Annotated in this window: 15 protein-coding genes and 1 pseudogene; 8 read left to right on the top strand and 8 right to left on the bottom strand. The window is 71.5% G+C overall.

The window, feature by feature from the left end; genetic code table 11:
* Positions 1-105: 105 nt before the first annotated feature.
* A complete protein-coding gene (locus tag ACFY15_RS35550; RefSeq protein ID WP_390826916.1) occupies positions 106-1,746 on the top strand; it encodes an ATP-binding cassette domain-containing protein in 1,641 nt (546 codons plus the stop codon).
* Between the two features lie 90 nt (positions 1,747-1,836).
* On the opposite strand, the gene ACFY15_RS35555 is transcribed toward ACFY15_RS35550, so the two are convergent.
* Complete coding sequence (locus ACFY15_RS35555) at positions 1,837-3,528, bottom strand: serine/threonine-protein kinase (RefSeq protein ID WP_390826917.1); 1,692 nt, start codon at positions 3,526-3,528, stop codon at positions 1,837-1,839.
* Positions 3,529-3,695: 167 nt separating this feature from the next.
* Here ACFY15_RS35555 and ACFY15_RS35560 point away from each other — a divergent pair, with 167 nt between their 5' ends.
* Positions 3,696-4,220 (top strand): hypothetical protein, encoded by a 525-nt coding sequence (locus ACFY15_RS35560; RefSeq protein ID WP_390826918.1) that lies wholly within the window; start codon positions 3,696-3,698, stop codon positions 4,218-4,220.
* Positions 4,221-4,254: 34 nt separating this feature from the next.
* Here ACFY15_RS35560 and ACFY15_RS35565 read toward each other — a convergent pair whose 3' ends face one another.
* Positions 4,255-5,184 (bottom strand): LysR family transcriptional regulator, encoded by a 930-nt coding sequence (locus ACFY15_RS35565; RefSeq protein ID WP_390826919.1) that lies wholly within the window; start codon positions 5,182-5,184, stop codon positions 4,255-4,257.
* A 70-nt stretch (positions 5,185-5,254) separates the two neighbouring features.
* On the opposite strand from ACFY15_RS35565, the gene ACFY15_RS35570 reads away from it, so the two are divergent.
* Positions 5,255-5,623 (top strand): nuclear transport factor 2 family protein, encoded by a 369-nt coding sequence (locus ACFY15_RS35570; RefSeq protein ID WP_390826920.1) that lies wholly within the window; start codon positions 5,255-5,257, stop codon positions 5,621-5,623.
* Between the two features lie 73 nt (positions 5,624-5,696).
* Here the strand turns inward: ACFY15_RS35570 and ACFY15_RS35575 are convergent, their stop codons facing one another.
* Positions 5,697-7,814, bottom strand: a complete 2,118-nt coding sequence (locus ACFY15_RS35575) for a SpoIIE family protein phosphatase (protein ID WP_390826921.1) — start codon at positions 7,812-7,814, stop codon at positions 5,697-5,699.
* 396 nt (positions 7,815-8,210) lie between these two features.
* On the opposite strand from ACFY15_RS35575, the gene ACFY15_RS35580 reads away from it, so the two are divergent.
* The 3 genes from ACFY15_RS35580 (at position 8,211) to ACFY15_RS35590 (ending at position 10,860) form a co-directional block, all read left to right on the top strand.
* A complete protein-coding gene (locus ACFY15_RS35580) occupies positions 8,211-8,498 on the top strand; it encodes a hypothetical protein (protein ID WP_390826922.1) in 288 nt (95 codons plus the stop codon).
* Between the two features lie 1,118 nt (positions 8,499-9,616).
* Positions 9,617-10,168, top strand: coding sequence for a hypothetical protein (locus tag ACFY15_RS35585; RefSeq protein WP_390826923.1), 552 nt, complete (start codon positions 9,617-9,619; stop codon positions 10,166-10,168).
* Positions 10,169-10,371: 203 nt separating this feature from the next.
* Entirely contained in the window at positions 10,372-10,860 is a 489-nt protein-coding gene (locus ACFY15_RS35590; protein WP_390826924.1) for a DUF4265 domain-containing protein, read from the top strand.
* Here the strand turns inward: ACFY15_RS35590 and ACFY15_RS35595 are convergent.
* Positions 10,826-11,173: a hypothetical protein gene (locus tag ACFY15_RS35595; RefSeq protein WP_390690727.1), complete on the bottom strand. Its 348-nt coding sequence runs from the start codon at positions 11,171-11,173 to the stop codon at positions 10,826-10,828. The genes ACFY15_RS35590 and ACFY15_RS35595 overlap by 35 nt on opposite strands.
* A gap of 235 nt (positions 11,174-11,408) precedes the next feature.
* Here ACFY15_RS35595 and ACFY15_RS35600 point away from each other — a divergent pair, with 235 nt between their 5' ends.
* The gene (locus ACFY15_RS35600) at positions 11,409-12,461 is read left to right on the top strand and encodes a PucR family transcriptional regulator (RefSeq protein WP_390826925.1); all 1,053 of its coding nucleotides are present in this window, start codon (positions 11,409-11,411) and stop codon (positions 12,459-12,461) included.
* A 373-nt stretch (positions 12,462-12,834) separates the two neighbouring features.
* Here ACFY15_RS35600 and ACFY15_RS35605 read toward each other — a convergent pair.
* Positions 12,835-13,314, bottom strand: a pseudogene (locus ACFY15_RS35605) (potassium transporter TrkA); the annotation flags it as partial.
* Positions 13,315-13,660: 346 nt separating this feature from the next.
* On the opposite strand from ACFY15_RS35605, the gene ACFY15_RS35610 reads away from it, so the two are divergent.
* Positions 13,661-14,026 (top strand): hypothetical protein, encoded by a 366-nt coding sequence (locus tag ACFY15_RS35610; protein ID WP_390826926.1) that lies wholly within the window; start codon positions 13,661-13,663, stop codon positions 14,024-14,026.
* 616 nt (positions 14,027-14,642) lie between these two features.
* Here the strand turns inward: ACFY15_RS35610 and ACFY15_RS35615 are convergent.
* From ACFY15_RS35615 to ACFY15_RS35625, 3 genes are read right to left on the bottom strand one after another with little or no spacing between them, the layout of a single operon-like run.
* The gene (locus tag ACFY15_RS35615; RefSeq protein ID WP_390826927.1) at positions 14,643-15,941 is read right to left on the bottom strand and encodes an SLC13 family permease; all 1,299 of its coding nucleotides are present in this window, start codon (positions 15,939-15,941) and stop codon (positions 14,643-14,645) included.
* Positions 15,938-16,411: a CBS domain-containing protein gene (locus ACFY15_RS35620; RefSeq protein ID WP_390826928.1), complete on the bottom strand. Its 474-nt coding sequence runs from the start codon at positions 16,409-16,411 to the stop codon at positions 15,938-15,940. The genes ACFY15_RS35615 and ACFY15_RS35620 overlap by 4 nt, the downstream gene beginning before the upstream one ends.
* Positions 16,398-17,654 (bottom strand): cation:proton antiporter, encoded by a 1,257-nt coding sequence (locus tag ACFY15_RS35625; RefSeq protein WP_390826937.1) that lies wholly within the window; start codon positions 17,652-17,654, stop codon positions 16,398-16,400. Before ACFY15_RS35625 ends, ACFY15_RS35620 begins: the two co-directional genes overlap by 14 nt.
* Positions 17,655-17,835: the final 181 nt, after the last annotated feature.

The raw sequence follows: 17,835 nt of genomic DNA on the forward strand, positions 1-17,835 counted from the left end.
CCTCCTGCGCCGACGGCGACAGATGCCGCGCGTCCCCCACCAGATCGCTCACACCCCACCAACGACCCAGAACCCAAACCGTTTCGGATCAATAGCATCTGCCCCATGGGCTACCTCGAAGCCGCTTCCCTGGGGCACGTCCTCCCCGACGGGCGCGAGCTGTTCAGCGATGTCTCGTTCCGGGTTTCGGCAGGTCAGACCGTCGCGCTCATCGGCGACAACGGTGCGGGCAAGACGACTCTCCTGCGCACCCTCTCGGGCGAAATCCCCGCGCAGCAGGGGTCGTTCCGCAGCCAGGGCGCCGTCGCCGTCATGCCGCAGTTCATCGGCAGCCTGCGCGACGACCGCACCGTCCGGGATCTGCTGCTCACCGTCGCCCCGCAGCCCCTGCGGACGGCGGCCGCCGCCCTCGACGCGGCCGAACTCGCCATGATGGAGGCCGACGACGAGCGCACCCAGGTGCGCTACGCCCAGGCGCTGGTGGACTGGGGCGAGGCCGGCGGGTACGACCACGAGGTGCTCTGGGACACGGTGACGGTCGCCGCGCTCGGCGTCCCGTTCCAAACCGCGCAGTTCCGGGAGGTGACGACGCTGTCCGGCGGGGAGCAGAAGCGGCTCGTCCTGGAGGCCCTGCTCCGGGGTCCGGCCGAACTGCTGCTGCTGGACGAACCGGACAACTACCTGGATGTACCGGGGAAGCGCTGGCTGGAGGAGCAGCTCACCCAGACCCGGCAGGGGGTGCTGCTGATCACCCACGACCGGGAGGTGCTGAGCCGCACGGCCGGCCAGGTCGTGACCCTGGAGGGCGGAACGGCCTGGACCCACGGCGGCGGGTTCGCCACCTGGGGCGAGGCCCGTGAGGCCCGATGGCAGCGGGCGGCGGAGCTGCGCCAGCGCTGGAGCGAGAAGCACGACCAGCTCAAGGAGCTGGTCCGGACCCTGCGTCAGCAGTCCTCCATCAGCGACGAGATGGCCTCCCGGTACCACGCGGCGCAGACGCGGCTGGCGAAGTTCGAGGCGGCGGGTCCGCCGCCCGCACCGCCGCGCCGTCAGCGGGTCGCACCGGACCTGCGTGGCGGCCGCACCGGCATCCGTGCCATCACCTGCAAGAGCCTCGAACTCAGCGGACTGATGCGGCCGTTCGACCTGGAGGTGTTCTTCGGTGACCGGGTCTGCGTGCTCGGTTCGAACGGATCGGGCAAGAGCCACTTCCTGCGCCTGCTGGACGAGGTCTTCCTCGACACGGCCGCGACCGTGGCCCACACGGGTGAGTGCAGGCTGGGAGCACGCGTCCGGCCCGGGCTCTTCGCCCAGACGCACCGGCACCCGGAGTGGGCCGGCCGGACCCCGGCCGACATCCTCGGCGCAGGCGAGGGCGACCGTCCCGGGCTCGACCTCCAGGGCGCCATGTCGGCCTTGAGCCGCTACGGCCTGGCGGGCGCAGGCCGCCAGAACTTCGAGACCCTCTCGGGGGGACAGCAGGCGCGCTTCCAGGTCCTGCTGCTGGAACTGGCCGGGGCGACCCTGCTGCTGCTGGACGAGCCGACCGACAACCTCGACCTGATCTCGGCCGAGGCCCTGGAACAGGCGCTCGCCGGCTTCACCGGCACGGTGGTGGCCGTCACCCACGACCGCTGGTTCGCCCGGGTGTTCAGCCGGTTCCTGGTCTTCCGGGAGGACGGCCGGGTGGTGGAGACGGACGCACCGGTGTGGGACGAGGGCCGGGTCAGCCGCGTCCGCGGCTGACCACCGGGCCCGCTCTGCACGGCGGCCGGCAGGACGTGTCCGCCGGTCTGCCGGTGCCCAGGCGCAGGGGGCGACCGCGGCATGGGCGATCTACTTGGCGATCTTCCAGAGGGTCAGCGTGGTGACGTAGTCGGGCATGTCGGACGACAGGCCGCCCCCCTTGGCGGGGGGCACCACATCGGTGATCCGCAGCATCGCCAGGTTGCCCTCGCTGGTGACGGTGCACAACACGGTGCCTTTCGCGAGGGCCGTGCCCAGGTTCAGGTCCTTGCGGGGGAGTGCGGCCGGCAGGGTGTCGGTGTCCACGCCGGTCCTGCATGCCTCGGGTGTGGTGCCGCCGCCCTTGCCCATGGGAGTGAGGAACCTCAGGTCGGCGTCGCCCCAGTCCTGGTAGGTGAGTTCCATTCCGGTGGTCTTGCCGATCTTGCCGTCGGGGAACAGCTTCGGTGCGTCCAGGTCGACGTGCGTGCCGGTGTTGAAGGCCGGTGCGCGCAGGGTGAGGGGCTTGTCCTCGAAGACGAGCGTGTACGCGGCCTGCGGGGACGGGGACGGGGACGGGGAGGACGCCGAGGAGGCGGGGGCCGACGCCCCCGCGGGCCTGCGGTCCGTCCGAGACCCGTCGGAAGTCCTCGCGCCGCCGTCCGGGCTGACGACCGCCCAGGTCACGACCGCGGTGAGGCCCGCGGCCACCGCGATGCCCGCGGCCGGCCACGCGCGTACCCGCTGGGCGGATCGCGGAGAGGGGGTCTGCGCCGGCTGCGGGGGGTGGGCCGGGCCGGGCCTCGGCGGGGCCGTCACCGTGGGCTGCCCGGACCAGTGTGCGCCGGCGTCGGGGCGGGTCGGGGTCGGCGTGGGCTCCGGGGGGTGAGCGGCGGCCGCCTCCCGGCGGGCGATGCGCTCCATGAGCGGCGCCGGCAGCCAGCCGTCGAACGCGCGCAGCGGCCGCCCCGCCGCCCGTTCGCACAGCACGGCCAGCTCGTCCGTCGTGATGCGTGCCGCGGGCTCGGCGGTGAGGGAGCGTTCCAGCAGGGTCCGCAGCGCAGCCGGGTGGCCGCTGAGATCGGGCGCCGCCCGCCCGGTGTTGGCGATCCGTACGGCGAGCGCGGTCGCGCCGCCTTCGCCGTACGGGTGCCGACCGGTGGCCGCGACCGCTGCGATCAGGCCGAGGGAGAACACGTCGGCGGCCGCGGTGACGGGCTCGCCCAGAGCCTGTTCGGGCGACATGTACTGCGGGGTGCCGACGATGCCGCCGCTGTGCGTCAGCTGCGTACTCTCGGCAGCCCGTGCGATGCCGAAGTCGATGACGTAGGGGCCGGTCGAGCCGAGCAGGATGTTGGCCGGTTTGAGGTCACGGTGGACGACGTCCGCCGCGTGGATGGAACCCAGTGCCCTGGCCGTGCAGCCGACCAGCTGGAAGACGGCGGACAGGGGGAGGGGACCGCAGGAGGCGAGCGCGTCCGCCAGCGTGAGCCCGGGGACGAAGGCCGAGGCGATCCAGGGGAGCGGCCCCGTCGTGTCATGGTCGACGACCGGCACCAGGTGGTAGCCCTGCACCCGGCGCGCGGCCCGCACCTCCTGCTCGAACCGGCGCCGGAAGTCGGGGTCCTGGCCGTACTCGCGGCGGATCACCTTGAACGCCACGGGCTGTCCGCCCCGGGTGTGGGAGAGGTACACGGTGCCCATGCCGCCCTCGCCGAGCCGGGCAAGGAGTCGGTAGCCGGAGGTCTCGCGCGGGTCGAGGGGGTTGAGCGGGGTCAGTATGTCGTCGCTGCCGTTCGTCACGGTGCCCCACCTTAAAGGGCGTGACGTGCCGTCAAACACGCCGGTGGGCAGGACCGTTCAACCCCCTGCGCGGCACAGGAGCGGGGGTGCGCCGAGCCGGAGTGCCCGTCGGCGACACACGGCTCCGGCGCCCCGCCCTACCGCAACGGGCGGCCTAGGGTGGCCCCATGGGTCACGACAGCACGGCCGGAGGACCTGGGGGGACGGGCGACCCGCGGTTCGAGGCCGCCCTGCTCAAGGAGCGCATCTACGCGACGATCACGATGATCTCGGTGGTCGTCGGCCTGCGGGCCGCCGGACACGTGGACGCGGCCGGCGCCGCCGCGACGCTGGGGACGACGGCCGTCGGATTGTGGCTGGCGGCGGTCGTGGCCGACCAGCAGGCCCACCGGGTGGTGCACGGCAGGGTGGCCACGGGGCGGGAGCTGCGCGGCATGCTGTCCGTCAGCAGTCCGCTGCTGCTGTCCGCCGCGGGCCCGCTGGTGCTGGTCGCCGCCGCCGCGGTGGGCGTGATGGCCGTCGACACCGCGCTGCTGGCCGCGGCGGTCGTCAGTGTCGCGGGTCTGTTCGGCTGGGGCTGCTACGGGGGTGTGCGCATGGGAGGCGGCCTCCTGGCCGGCCTGCTGGCCGGTGCCCTCGATGCCGCGATCGGCCTGACCGTGGCCCTGGTGAAGGCCGCGGCCGGACACTGACCGGGGGCGGCCGCACGCGCGCATTCCCGGACGCCTATCCGGGAATCCCGGGGTGGCCGGGGGCGCGAGCGCGGCCGGGTTCGGGACGCCGGCCGGCTCTCAGCGCGGCGAGGAGCCTGCTGTGCAGCAGCTGTGCGGCGGGGGAGTGCTGGCCCCGGCGGGTGATGAGGCCGAGGCGGGCGTGCGTGGCGGCGTCGGCGAGGTGGACGGTGCGCAGGCCGGCGCCCTGTGCGGAGGACGCGCTGAGGACGGCGGCGCCCGCGCCGCGCTCGGCGAGGCGGAGCAGGGCGGCCGGGGAACTGGCGTCGATGTCCACGCGCGGCTCGAGGCCGATCCGGCGGCAGGAGTCCTCGTAGGCGGCGCGGATGCCGGTGCCCGGGGAAAGGGAGAGGATCTTCGTCCCGTGCAGGTCGGCGAGGCGCAGCTCCGCCCGGTCGAGGGGGTGCCCGGCCGGGACGACGGCGGCGATCGGCTCGTCGATGACGGTGCCCACCTCCAGGCCCGGGGCCACGTCGCCCGCGTAGCCGATGAGGGCCAGGTCGAGGGAGCCGGAGAGGACCTGGGCCTGGAGGCCGTCCGAGTGGCCCTCGTGAAGGCTGAGTTCGATGCCGGGGTGGGTGCGGCCGAGGTCGGCGACGGTGTCGAGGAAGGACGGGATCGAGCAGCCCGTGATCATGCCGAGACGGACCCGGCCCCGGACGGCGGTGGAGAACTCGGCGGCGGTGTGCTGGATGGCCTCGAGGGTGGCGAGGGCGCTCTTCGCGAGGGGGAGAACGGCCTCACCGGCCGGCGTGAGGCGGATGCGGCGGCCGGACCGGTCGAGGAGCTGCTGGCCCAGTTCCGACTCCAGTTTGGCCACTTGGGTGCTGATGCCGGACTGGCTGACGTGCAGGCGCTGGGCGGCGGCCGTGAAGGTGCCTTCGTCCGTGATCGCGGCGAAGTAGCGCAGCTGATGGATCTCCATATCCAGCAATGATAGATCGCATCTGATCCATCTGTTGGACGAATGGAAAGAGGGTCGGGAGGATGGAGGCATGACGACGACGAAGACCGCGCGCGAACTTGCCGAGACCTACTTCACCGCCTGGGAGGCGGGTGACTTCGAGACCCTGAGGGGGTTGCTGGCCGAGGATGTCGAATTCGTCGGAGCGCTGGGAACGGCGTCGGGGGTGGAGGAGGCGCTCACCGGACTGAAGGGGCTCGGCCGGGTGCTGGAGAAGATCGATGTGAAGGTGCGGGTTGCGGAAGGCGATGAGGTGATCACCTGGTTCGACCTCTGCACGAGGGTCGCACCGCCCGCCCCGACGGCGAACTGGATGCACGTGGAAGGCGGGAGGGTCACCCGGATCCGGGTGACCTTCGACCCCCGCGGACTGCTGGCGGGATTCGAGCGGCAGCACTGAACCGCGACGCGGTGGAGGACGCCGTCTCGGCAGACGGGTCCACCCGCCCCCCGAGGCCGCCCAGGGCCGCCCTTCAGTACGGGCCGGCACCGGCCGCGGCCGGGTGGGCGCCCACCTGGGCGATGACCAGCGCGACGTCGTCGGCGGCGTCACGGTGGCGCAGGGCCGCCAGGAGCCGGTCGCAGGCCGCCTCGGGGGAGAGCCCCGGAGCGGAGAGGAGGCCGAGCAGCAGGTCGAAGCGGTCGTCCAGGGCGTCGTCACGGGTCTCGACGAGGCCGTCGGTGTACAGGACCAGCCGGTCGCCGGGCAGCAGGCCGAGGACGGAGCTCTCGAACCCGGCGTCGCCGAGACCGCCCGTACCGAGCGGCACGCCCACCGGAAGGTCCACCAGCTCGGGGGCCCGCCCCGCTCGGATGACGACGGGCGGCGGGTGGCCGGCCAGGGCGACGCGGCAGCGCGAGCGGTTCGGGTCCCAGGTGGCGTAGACGCAGGTCGCCATGGTCCCGTCGAGTTCGGCGGTGATGTGGTCGAGGTGGCGCAGGACCTCTGCCGGATCGAGACCGAGGTCTGCCAGGGTGCGGGTGGCCGTGCGCAGCTGCCCCATGGTGGCGGCGGCGTGGACGCCGTGTCCCATGACGTCGCCGACCACGAGGGCGGTCTTGTCCTCGGGCTGGGGGATCGCGTCGAACCAGTCGCCGCCGATCCCGCTGGCGGCCGCCGCGGGCTGGTAGCGGTAGGCGATCCGTAGACCGGCGGCCCGGGGCGGGGGGTGCGGGAGGAGGTGGCGCTGGAGGGTCAGGGCGGTGTCGGCGGCGTGCTGGTACCAGCGGGCGTTGTCGATGGCGATGGCGGCGCGCGTGGCCAGCTCCCCGGCCAGCGTGACGTCGTCGTGGCCGAAGGGGCGCGGATCGCGGGTGCGCAGGAGGCCGAGGGCGCCGAGGACCTGGCCGCGGGCGCGCAGGGGCACCGCCAGATAGGAGTGCGCGCCCTCCCGGGCGAGGAGGTCCGCGGCCGCCCCGTCGCGTGCGATGCGCTCCAGGTCGGCACCGGTGACGTGCGCGACGAGGACGGGGCGCCCGCTGGTGACGCAGCGGGTGACCAGGCGGTCGGCCGAGTACGTGGTGCGCTCGCCCACCGGGTCCGCGGCGCGGACGGCGGCCGTCTCGTAGGAGCTCGCCAGCGCCAGGGCCATGAAGAGGGCCTGCCCGGGCGGGGTACCGGGCGGCGAGGTCTCGCGGCCTTCGAGGACGGAGTCGAGGATGTCGACCGAGGCCAGGTCGGCCAGGTCGGCCACGAGCACGTCGGCGAGTTCGCGGGCCGTCCGCTCCAGGTCCAGCGTGGTCCCCACGGTGACCGACGCCCGGGCGATCAGGTCGAGGCGTCTGCGGGCCTCGGCCGCCTCCCGGGCCGCGCGGTGGCTGTCGGTGACGTCCACGACCACCAGCGCCACGCCGATCACCCGTCCACCCGGGTCCGCCAGCCGGTAGTACGAGCCCGACCAGGCGCGCTCCTCGTGCGGATCGGCCGGTGTGTGGCCGGTCCCGTACTGGTCCAGCAGCGGCACGCCGGTGTCCAGGACCTGCCGCATCGACGCCTCGATCAGGTCCGTGTCCAGGAACGGCAGCGCCTCGCGGGGCGTACGGCCCAGGTGCTCTCCGGCGGGCAGGCCGTTGATCCGCTCCAGCGTGGGGTTGACCAGGACGTAGCGCAGACCCGTGTCCAGCACGGCCAGCCCGAGCGGAGACTGGGCCACGAGCGGCACCGACAGCGCCAGATCGCGCTCCACGCCCCGCAGGACGGCCTCGTCGCAGGCGATGCCCAGGGCGTACGCGCCGCCCTGCTCGTCCTGCAACCGCATGTTGCGGAACTCCGCCGGCCTCGTCGAGCCGTCCTTGTGGCGTACGGGGAAGACGCCCGCCCAGGCGCCGCCACCGCCCATGACCTTGGCGAACAGTTCGAGGACCAGGTCGACGTCCTCTTCGGCCACCAGCAGTTCGGCCGCGTAGCGGCCCAGCGCCTCCGCCGCCGACCAGCCGAACAGGTCCTGCGCCTGCGGACTCCACAAGGTGATCCGCCCTTCGGCGTCCAGGACCACGGCGGCCACGCTCAGGACGTCCAGCAGACCGCCCGGCTCGGAAGGAAACATCCGCACGGAGCCGGGCCCGGTGCGGGACGCCTCGGACGCGACCATGGCCGGACCTCCTTCGCCCACCGCGGCATCGGCGCAGTCGTGACGCGGGTGAGGGCACGCACCAACCAGAATCGCATCTGTGGTCCGCCCGGTCGATGCGGCGGGGCGTGCGCACGGCCTCGTGCCCGCACTCGCACCCGCCACACCGGGCGGCCGGCCCGCGCGCGCCGGGTCCCAGGCCGCGTTCGGCCCCGGCCGGGGCTCCGACCTCGGCGCGGAGCGCGGCCGGTGGCGCGGTCGCCGGCCCGGACGGCACCCCCGGCCTCACGGCCCGGCACCCGTGCGGTACCGGCGCCCCGGGCCCTGAGCCTTTCCGAGCCGTGCCGCGTGGGTGTCGACGCCTGGGCCCCGAACGGCGATCGCATGTCCCCGACGGCCGTGGGAGTGGGAGCGGCCATGAACCACCGGCCGTGTGGCGCCCAGGCCACACCTCCGCGTCCGCCGCCGCCCGCCCTCGACGGGCAGGCGCAGGAGACTCCGAAGCCTGCGCGGATCTCAGCCGCGGTCGCGGTGGTCGGGGTGGACGCCGGGAGTCAGCCCCTGCTCGGCGGCGATGCGTGCGAGGAGGCCGGAGAGGTGCGTGCGCTGCTCCGGGTCGAGGACGGCGAGACGGGGCCTCTCCGACTGGTCGACGTCGTACGGGCCGGGCTCACCGTGGCGGGCGCCGTGAACAGACGCCGATAGCCCTCGCTCCGCTGGGCTTCGACCCTGCGGGTGACGTCGCGCGAACGGGCTGGCGTGGTAATCGAGTCGGCGTCCTCGTTGCCGTGCCGCGCGCGGGCTCGCCATCGAGGAACTGTCCGCGCCGGCCCCGGCCTCGGGTCCCACCCTCCTCGTCACCGCTGTTTGCCCGGCCTGACCCGGCGCACGCGCGGCGGCAGGGTGACCGGGCCCGTGCTTGCGGCAGACGTCCCACTCTGCTGTCTCCTGGCGCGGGGCACCGCCCTACGACGATCACCGTGCCAACTCGCCGACGCCTTGGTGCTGGCCCTTGGACCGGCGCGCGCCGCCCAGGCCGACCTGCTCGACGAGCTGGCCGGGTATCCGTCTCCCCTTTATGGGGCAACGCCGACCCGATGTGGCGCCTGCCGGGGTGGATGCACGGCGGCACCTCGGGTCCATCGCGAAACATGACCGGTCTCTTCCTCGCCATCGTCGTGATGGCGGCCCTGGTGATGATCCGCGCCTGCGGCCTACTCCTCTGAGAGGGGGTCTGGTCGAGCAGGCGTATTCCCATGGCGTTCTCGGAGAGGCCGGCGCCGGCGACGGGCATCGGGAACGGCCTGGGCGACAGCCGCGAGTACCTCGTCTCGCCGGCCGAGCGGATCCGGGGTGTAGTCGGCGGGGATCTCCTTTACCGAGGTGACGTCGTCGGGCAGGCGTAGGAGGATCACGTCCCAGCTCATGATGGCCTTCCGGACAGGACGTGAGTAGCGGTTACGGGGGGTCGGCTCAGGCAGGGAGCTGTCGGAAGCACGGGATGTTGCCGCCTGCTGTCAGTACGAATACAGCGCGGTCAAGGCGGGAGCCTGCGAGCCATTTCTTCACGATCGTCAAAATCGCAGTCCCAGGCAGGGTCCGGGTCCGGGTACCGGACGGTGAAGGCGTCGGCGGGAAGTTCCTGGCCGGTCGCCTTCTGGTGGGCGTTCCAGGCGATGCTCGGCATCTCTTCACAGTCGAAAATTCCTTCAGGCGCGGCAGTCCGAACGTCGGGGTGTGCTACAAGTGCGTCGAGTTCCACTGCGTACTGACATCGGCCTCCAGGGACAGTGACTGTCAGAGGGCACGGCTACCGTGCTGGCGTGCCGAACTCATATACGACGCTGTGGACCAACGACTTGTGCCGAGAGCTTGAACGGTCCGGCTATACCGGTCAGCGTCTGACGATGCTGTTCGGCGGGCCGCACCAGTCACTGCCGAGCTTCCAGCGCGCAGGGGTGCAGCCTGGCGACCGCATCTACCCCGTGCGAGCCCACCGCACTCGCCTCCATGTACTGGGGATGCTGGAGGTAGCTCATATCGTCCCCTACGAGAACGTCGGCTCGGTGCTTCCCGATGACGACTACGTGAAGTTGCTGGACTGGAGCCCGCTCAAGGCTGGATGTGTCACTGAAGTGCTCGTCGGACCGCCAAATGCCCCGCTCAAGTTCGACACGGTCGTCCCGGGGGACCTTCTGGAGCGGCTGACGTTCACGTCTCGCCGTGGCGAGCGCCTGCTCAAGTACGTCGAGGACGGACGGCTGATCCGTTCGGTGAGCCTTCAGGGCGTCTACCGCCTCGCCGCCGACTCCGCGGAAGAGCTTGACCAGCTGATTCGCCACGACGGCCCGAGCGGAGGAGCCGATGAAGTTTGATGAGATCAAGGCGTCCTTCTGGAGCGGACGTACCTACGGTGTCCAGCCCGCCCTGACCAAGGCAACCGTCGCCGACGCGGAGCAAGTCCTCGGGCTACGGCCGTGGAGCCGGTCGAACATCCGGTTGTCGCCTTCTGCGGCGGGGAACGAAAGGCGCTGATGGGGATGACCTCCAGCGCTGCGACAGCGTGGAGGATGGTGCGGTGACGAGCATCAGCGGAGATCGTGTGAAGGTTCATTTCCGCATGGATATGGATGAGGAGGGCTGGCCGCCGGCAAGCGTCGAAAGCTTGTGGGCAGTTGATCTCGGCGACGGCTCGGTGCGGTTGGACAACACTCCCTGGTTCGTACGCGGAGTCGCCAGCGGGGACATCATCCGCGTAGAACCCGACGAGGAAGGTCTTCGCTGGGCCGGGGAGACGGTCCGGGCCTCGGAGCACTGCACGATCAGGTTGATCGTGCTGAAGGACAGTGGTTCAGTTGCCGCCCGTCAGACCGTGCTGAAGACCTTTCATCGCCTGGGCACCACCGGCGAGGGGATCGGGCAATTCAGGATGGTGGCTCTTGACGTCCCGCCCGATGCGGAGCTGCCACGGATTCGGAAGCTCTTGGAGCACGGCGAGGCTGAGGGATGGTGGCACTGGGAGGAAGGGTGCGTCACCGCCGCTTGGCGATCCACGGCCACCTCTTGACCGTCGTGTGGGCGTTGACCGTCTCCCTCGGGTGCCATGCGCAGCCTCGATTGTTGTCCGCCCATTCGTCGCTGTTCCACATGACGGGCATGGCGCCGACGGGCTCGAACCGGATCTGCGGATCGTTGCTCTGGACCAGGCCGATCAGGCGGCGGCGAAGTACGGCTGCCTGGCGGGCCGGGCCGGCGATGATGTCCAGGACGACCTGCGCCGCCTTGGGGCAGGTTGTCATCAATCTGTCGTAGTCGCTGAAGGCGAGGACCAGTCCGGCGCCTTCGGGAGCGTCGTCGTAGCCGCTGGTTGTGCGGCCCATCAGGTCTGGAGGGTGTGCACCGGCATGCACCTGCCGGGATCGCGGATGCCGGCTCGTCCTCGCTCGCCGCTGCTCTCGCTAGGGGGCCGTACTGGCCGCCGTCGCTGCGGTGGGGTGTTCCGTGCGGGCTCCTGTCCTGCGCCGGGCCGATGCCGTGCCGGCGCGGCTCCGAGCGCGTGGCACTCTGGTTCTCGCGTCAATGACGCGTATGAGTGGATGACATCGGGGGAGTGACGTGGCGGACCGGGAAGTTGCGGGCAGCCATCTGGCCGGGTATGTCGACATCCTGCGGCATGCGAGTGCCACGGGGCGTCGGCTCACCCGCGCCGAGGTGGAGGCCCGCCGGGCCGAGGGCGATCGGTCGGCGGAAGCGGGACTGCCGCTGCGCGCGCTGATACGGGACCACCTGGCCGCAGCCCAGACGGTCGCACCGACACAGCCCTCGGGGCCGCTGCTGGCCGCTGTGGAGCAGGCAGTGGATGCGTTCGTTGAGGGCTACGAGCTGGCCCAGCGCCAGGCAGTGCGCCAGCAGGAGGCTGCCCGCCGCGAGTTCATCGACGACCTGCTGTACGGGCGCGGCGGGCTGGGCAGGCTGGCGGAGCGGGCGGAGCGGTTCGGGCTGAGGCTCTCGCAGGCGCACGCGGTGGCGGTGGCTGCCGGTCCCGAGCCCTACGGTGATGGCTACCCGGTGGCCCGCCGGATCGAGGAGGCGGTCCTGGGGCGGTTCGGTAACAGGCAGATCCTGCTCGCCACCAAGGACGGCCGGCTCATCTGCGTGGCCCCGGGGGACCAGCCCGATGTCCTGGCCTTCTTCGCCAAGCAGGCGCACGTGGCCACCGCCGGCGGCCGGGCCGCCATCGGTCGCTCCCATCCGGGACCCGGTGGGGTCGTTCACTCCTACGAGGAAGCACTCAACGCGCTCGATCTCGCCGAACGAATGGGGCTGGAGGGGCCAGTGCTGCACGCCGCCGACTTGCTCGTCTACCCCGTACTCACCCGTGATCGGCAGGCCATGGCCGACCTGGTGGAGAGTGTGCTGGGCCCGCTCCGCCAGGCTCGCGGTGGGCCTCAGGCGCTGCTGGACACGCTGATCTCCTACTTCGACAGCGGCTGCGTGGCTACGGAAGCGGCACGGCGCCTGTCGCTGAGCGTGCGCGCCTTGACGTATCGCCTGGAGCGCATCCACACCCTCTGTGGTGCGGACCCCGTCGATCCACGCCACCGGTACACACTCCAGACCGCCGCGATCGGCGCCCGGCTGCTGGGCTGGCCCGGTGCCGAGGCGTGATGCATCTGTCAGCGGCGCCCCCTCCACACGAGGGACCAGCCGGATGACGGTGACCGCAGGCAGCGTGCAGGGAAATTCCCGAGGCGGCCCCACCGAACTCGCGTCGCTGAACGGGTATTTCTTCTTTCGGAGCCGTCTATGTCGCACGGGTGCCTTTGCTCGGGAGATCGGCTGAGGCAGTTCTCACAGCCGTAGGCTCTGGGGCAGGCGACCAGCGCATTCTGCCCGGGACCGAAGAACGTCATCGGACGGTCAGGCTTGCCGGCCTGCCCGTGGGCCGGTTGTGGGTGAGCGGGCAGGCCGATGGCTGCCGTCTGCGGCCTTGCCGGCGGTCCTGCCCGGTGTCGGTGGCGGGGCCGTCTAGGCGGGGCGGTCAGCTGCCCGGTGTGTGGATGTTCCGGCGCCCGAGGAGCTCTGCCAGCCCACGGCGGGTGGCGGCCAGTACGACCCGGTCCTGCGGGCTGAGGACATAGCCCGGGTGGAGGTCCCAGACCAGCTTGGGGTGGGCCTGGGGTGTTTCGCTCGGCACGGACGAGAGGTCCGGCAGCCGGTCCGGGGGTGCGGCGGTGTCCAGGGCGATCACCCGCCACGCCCCGGGCCGGAAGGATTCTGCAATGGTTCGGCCCTCCAGCTGAGGGTGTCCGGCCACTTCCAGGGCGGCGAAGAGAAGCACCCGGCGTTCGACCGGTATGGCGCCGAGGATCTGTCGCCCCATCATGGCTCCGGCGAAGGCGGGGGTGGCGAGATGGGTGACGCTGCGGCTGCGCGTGAGGGCTGCGGGGTGCGCGGCGCGCAGCGTGCGGTAGACGGCGGTGGCGAAGTCGTCGTCGAACAGCCGCATCACCACCCGCAATGTTGTCGTCCTCATAGACCAGCGCCAGGGCAGCCGCCCCGGTGACCCCCGCTGCGGTCAGGGCTTCCTCGTCCGGCTGTGCCGCCTCCACCCGATGCAGTTCCCGGCCGCGGGCGTGCCCCGGCGATGGCGTGCGCGGCTGTCTTCTGTGGGGGACTCGCCCGACTTCTCCGGGACTGTGTGCGGCCCACCGGTCCGTGGCCGCCATGCGGCGGCTGGGCAGCCGGCACCACCAGTCACCCTCTCCTGGTACACGTCGCGCAACTCCGCGGCCAGACGGTAGGCCAGGCCGTCTTCAGCCGACGCTCTCGGCATCGCGACCCTGGTCTGGTTCGCGGTCCTCGCCGTGCGCACCAGCGCCGGCCTGACCAGCATCACACCCGGCGAGTTCCTCGCCCAGAGCCTGAACCTGGCACTCCTGGCGATCACCTTCGGAGCTCTCGCCCTGGGAATCGGAGCAGCCGTGGGGCGCCGCGCTGCGGCCCTGGTGATCAGTGCAGCCGCCGGGGTGATCGTCTACACGGCCCACACCTTCGCCGCCCAGATGGGAGCCGGCTGGCTCTCCTACCTCTCCCCATTCCACTACTGCATCGGAGGCGAGCCGTTGAAGAACGGCTTCCAGTGGTGGGACGCAGCCGTTCTCGTCGTCGCCTCAGGCACACTCGTAACAGTCGGCGTCCTGCGCTTCAACCGCCGCGACCTCAACAACTGACGGCCCTCGTAGACAACTGACCGCCTCGTAGCAAAGATACGGGCCGCGCCGGCACAGACCTGTCAGGCACCGGCAGGACCCAGGCCATAGGCAGCTGACCAGCGGTCGGGCGAAAGACGGGGCGTGACTGGCATGCGACTCCGTGGGATGCTTGCCGCATCCCCTGCCAGGAGTCCCATGCCCCGCCGCCTTCTCATCGGGCCCGTCGCCCCCTGATGGCCTTCGGCGCCGTCCTCACCGCCGCCGGAGCTGTGCTCTACCTGCTGTCTTGTGCCAACACCCTGCTGCTGGCCCTCGCATCCTTCGTGCTGGCATCGGCGACGGCGCTGTGGTGCGCTTCCCGGCAACGCTGAAGACGTACCGGCCCGCCGGGCCTACCGCCGGCGGCACTTCCGAAGCCGGGCCTGCAGGCGTTCACCTGCCCTGGCGCCGAGTTCTCCCAGGGCAACCAGGAGAGCGCTGCTCGCGACGCAGCCGTCAAGTGGCGCAGGCTGGCCGAGGGCCTGACCGGCGCACCACAGGACGAGGGCAAGGGCAGCCCACCACAGGACGAGCGATGCGGCCTCGCCCAGGTGCCCACGAGACCTCTGGGACGGGCCTTTCCTGTCCCGGCTGTTCACGCGAGCGCGAAGTAGCGCAGCCACAGGTAGAGGGCGGAGACGGAGATGGTGGCGGCGGTGACGATGAGTCCGTACTTGGTGAACTGCCAGAAGCTGATGCGCTGGCCGTTGCGTTCGGCGATGCCGAGAACGACGACGTTGGCGGAGGCGCCGATGGCGGTGGCGTTGCCGCCCAGGTCCGCACCGAGGGCCAGGGCCCACCACAGGACGTGGTCGGGGTCGCCGCCCATGTCGGTGACGAGCTGGCTGGTGATGGGTGCCATGGTGGCGACGTAGGGGATGTTGTCGACGATCCCGGACAGGACGGTGGAGCCCCCCAGCAGCACCATGGCGCCGCCGGCCTCTTCGCCGCCGATCACGTTCGCGAGCGAGCCGGCGAGGTCGGAGATCACTCCGGTCTCGATCAGCGCGCCGACCATGACGAACAAGCCCGCGAAGAACGCCAGGGTGGGCCACTCCACCTCGCCGAGGACCTCGCCGGTCTCCACCTTCGAGACGGCGACGAGCAGGCCGGCGCCCAGCAGGGCCACGACACTGGGCTCGTAGTGCAGGACGGGATGCAGGACGAACCCGGCGACGACCAGCGTGAGGACTCCCAGCCCCTGGGCGAGGAGGCGGGGTTCAGTGATGGCCTCGCGCTCGCGCAGCTCCATCAGTTCTGCGGCGCGCTTCTCGTCACAGGTGAACGAGCGGGCGAACATCACCCGGCACAGCACGAGGAGGACGACGATCAGGACCGCGCACAGCGGGGCGAGGTGGACGAGGAAGTCGTTGAAGGTGAGGCCGGCGCGGCTGGCGATGATGATGTTGGGCGGGTCGCCCACCAGGGTGGCGGTGCCGCCGATGTTGGAGGCGAAGACCTCCGCTATCAGGAACGGCGCGGCCGGCAGCCGCAGCCGGTCGCACACCAGCAGGGTCACCGGCGCGACGAGCAGGACGGTGGTGACGTTGTCCAGCAGCGCGGAGGCCACCGCCGTGATGACGATCAGCATGGCCATCACCCGAAAGGGCCGTGCGCGGGCCCTCTTCACGGACCAGATCGCCAGGTACTCGAAGAAGCCGGTGCGTTTGAGGACGCCGACGATCACCATCATGCCCAGGAGCAGGAAGACGACGTTCCAGTCGATGCCGGTCTCATCGGAGCGGAAGGCGGCGGTGTCGTCCGTGGCTCCGATGGCGAGCATGAGGCCCGCGCCGCCGAGCGCGGCGGCGACGCGGTGGATCTTCTCGGTGACGATCAGGGCGTAGGTGCCGGCGAAGACGGCGACTGCGGCCCAGCTGTGCCAGTCGTTCACATCTGCTCCCCTCTGGCGAGCAGATGCTGCAAGAGGGCTGCGGCGGAGACGACACCGACCAGCCGACCTTGTTCGTCGGCATGGTCGCGTTCGATGACGGCGACGAGCGGGACGTGGGTGCGGGCCATCGTCGCCGCGATCTGCATCGTGCCTGCGTCGGGTCCGACATACGGCGGCTTGAAGGTCCGCCGCGGCAGCCACTCGGCCACCGTCTTCCCCGCGAGGCTCTCGGCGAGCGCGTCGGCGTGCCGGTCGTCGATCACGGCGGCGAGCAGCGGGTCCTCCATGACGTACTCGGGTACAAGCTGCCGCACCAGCTGGGAGCCCGGCACGGCGGCGTAGGGGATGCCGTCGGCGTCCAGGACCAGCAGGGCGGGCAGGTTCTGTCCGGCCAGCAGGCGGACCGCCGCCACCGCCGGATCGTCGGTCATCACGTGGGGGTAGGGCTCGGCGAGGTCACGGGCGAGCATGGGCGTTCTCCTGATCGGACGCACCGCCGGGGCGGGCGGCGGGGACGGCGGCCTGCTGGCCGGGGATGCCCGCCAGGTCGGAGACCTGGAACATGCGGGCGATGGGGACGTCGGTGCTGCTGTGGGCGATGATCGAAAACGCGATGCAGACCGCGATGAGCGTGTACGCCTGCTCGCCCTGCGGGATGCCGGCCTGGAGGACGAGAAGGCCGTAGACGACGGACGCGAAGCCCTTGGGACCGAACCACGCGGCGACCAGCGTCTCTTGCCGTGCGAGGCGGGCACCGGCCAGCGACACCAGGAACGAGACGGGACGGATCAGCATGATCGCCAGCACCACGGCCACGTACCCACCCACCGGCAGGTCCTGGAACAGCCGCGGCGTCAGCAGCGCGCCGAACACCAGCAGCGCCGCGAACTTCGCCAGCTCCGCCACCGCCTCCCCCAGGGGCTCAAAGGCCGTCTTGGACTCGGAAGAGACGCACGCCAGCACGGCACCGGCCGAGAAGGCCGCCAGGTAGGGGTTGGCGTGCGTGAGGTGGCACAGCCCGTACAGGATGACCCCCGTGGCCAGCGGCAGCAGCGGCTGCAGCTTCGGCTCCGCGCCCAGCAGCCGCAGTCGTACCAGCGCGGCCACCGCCAGCGGCAGCACGATTCCAGAAACCAGCCCCAGGCCCAGCTCCAGCGCGATCGTGCCGATCGAAGTGTCCGCGGCGCCCGAGGCCGGGCCGGCGGCGGCGATGAGGAGCAGGACGACGGGCAGCGCGAGACCGTCGTTGATACCGCTCTCCACGTTCAGCAGCTGCCGCAGCTTCGCCGGGACCTCCCTGCGGCCCACGATGGCCGAGGCGAACACCGGGTCCGTGGGCGCCAGCACCGCCCCGACCAGGAACGACGTCGTCCAGTCCAGCCCGGCCAGGAAGTGCGCCACCACCGCCATGCCCGCCATGGCCAGCGGCATCCCCAGGCCCAGAGCACGCGCGGGGTTCTTCCAGTTGCGGCGCAGCACAGGCAGCGAAACGTGCATGCCGTCGGTGAACAGCACCGCGAACAGCGCGAGATCCGCGGTCGCCGCGACGATCGGGCTGTCCGGCGTGATGTGCACCAGACCGAGAAACCCGTCGCCCACCAGCGCCCCGCCCACCAGGAACAGCAGCGACGTCGACAGCACCGTCCGGGCCGCCAGACCCGACAGCAGCACCGCAACCAGCAGCGCCACACCGAAGACAGCAACAAGCACCATGGTGTCCAACCTCGATCCGCGAAGAGAGCTCTCCCTGTTCGCCGACCAGGCTTCCCGGCACACCACCGGCTACCTTATACATTCCTTACGCGTCTTTGACGGGTTCCTGACGGCAGTCCCCGACGCCCCGACGCTGCCGGGCACCGGCATGAAACACGCCCGCAACCCCCTCTACCCCGGG

The organism is Streptomyces sp. NPDC001373, from assembly GCF_042895815.1.
GTDB lineage: Bacteria > Actinomycetota > Actinomycetes > Streptomycetales > Streptomycetaceae > Streptomyces.

Coding starts and splice junctions, on each gene's coding strand:
- ACFY15_RS35550 (WP_390826916.1), top strand. CDS start 106: ATGGGCTACCTCGAAGCCGCTTCCCTGGGGCACGTCCTCCCCGACGGG.
- ACFY15_RS35560 (WP_390826918.1), top strand. CDS start 3,696: ATGGGTCACGACAGCACGGCCGGAGGACCTGGGGGGACGGGCGACCCG.
- ACFY15_RS35565 (WP_390826919.1), bottom strand. CDS start 5,184: ATGGAGATCCATCAGCTGCGCTACTTCGCCGCGATCACGGACGAAGGC.
- ACFY15_RS35570 (WP_390826920.1), top strand. CDS start 5,255: ATGACGACGACGAAGACCGCGCGCGAACTTGCCGAGACCTACTTCACC.
- ACFY15_RS35575 (WP_390826921.1), bottom strand. CDS start 7,814: ATGGTCGCGTCCGAGGCGTCCCGCACCGGGCCCGGCTCCGTGCGGATG.
- ACFY15_RS35580 (WP_390826922.1), top strand. CDS start 8,211: ATGAACCACCGGCCGTGTGGCGCCCAGGCCACACCTCCGCGTCCGCCG.
- ACFY15_RS35595 (WP_390690727.1), bottom strand. CDS start 11,173: ATGGGCCGCACAACCAGCGGCTACGACGACGCTCCCGAAGGCGCCGGA.
- ACFY15_RS35620 (WP_390826928.1), bottom strand. CDS start 16,411: ATGCTCGCCCGTGACCTCGCCGAGCCCTACCCCCACGTGATGACCGAC.
- ACFY15_RS35625 (WP_390826937.1), bottom strand. CDS start 17,654: ATGGTGCTTGTTGCTGTCTTCGGTGTGGCGCTGCTGGTTGCGGTGCTG.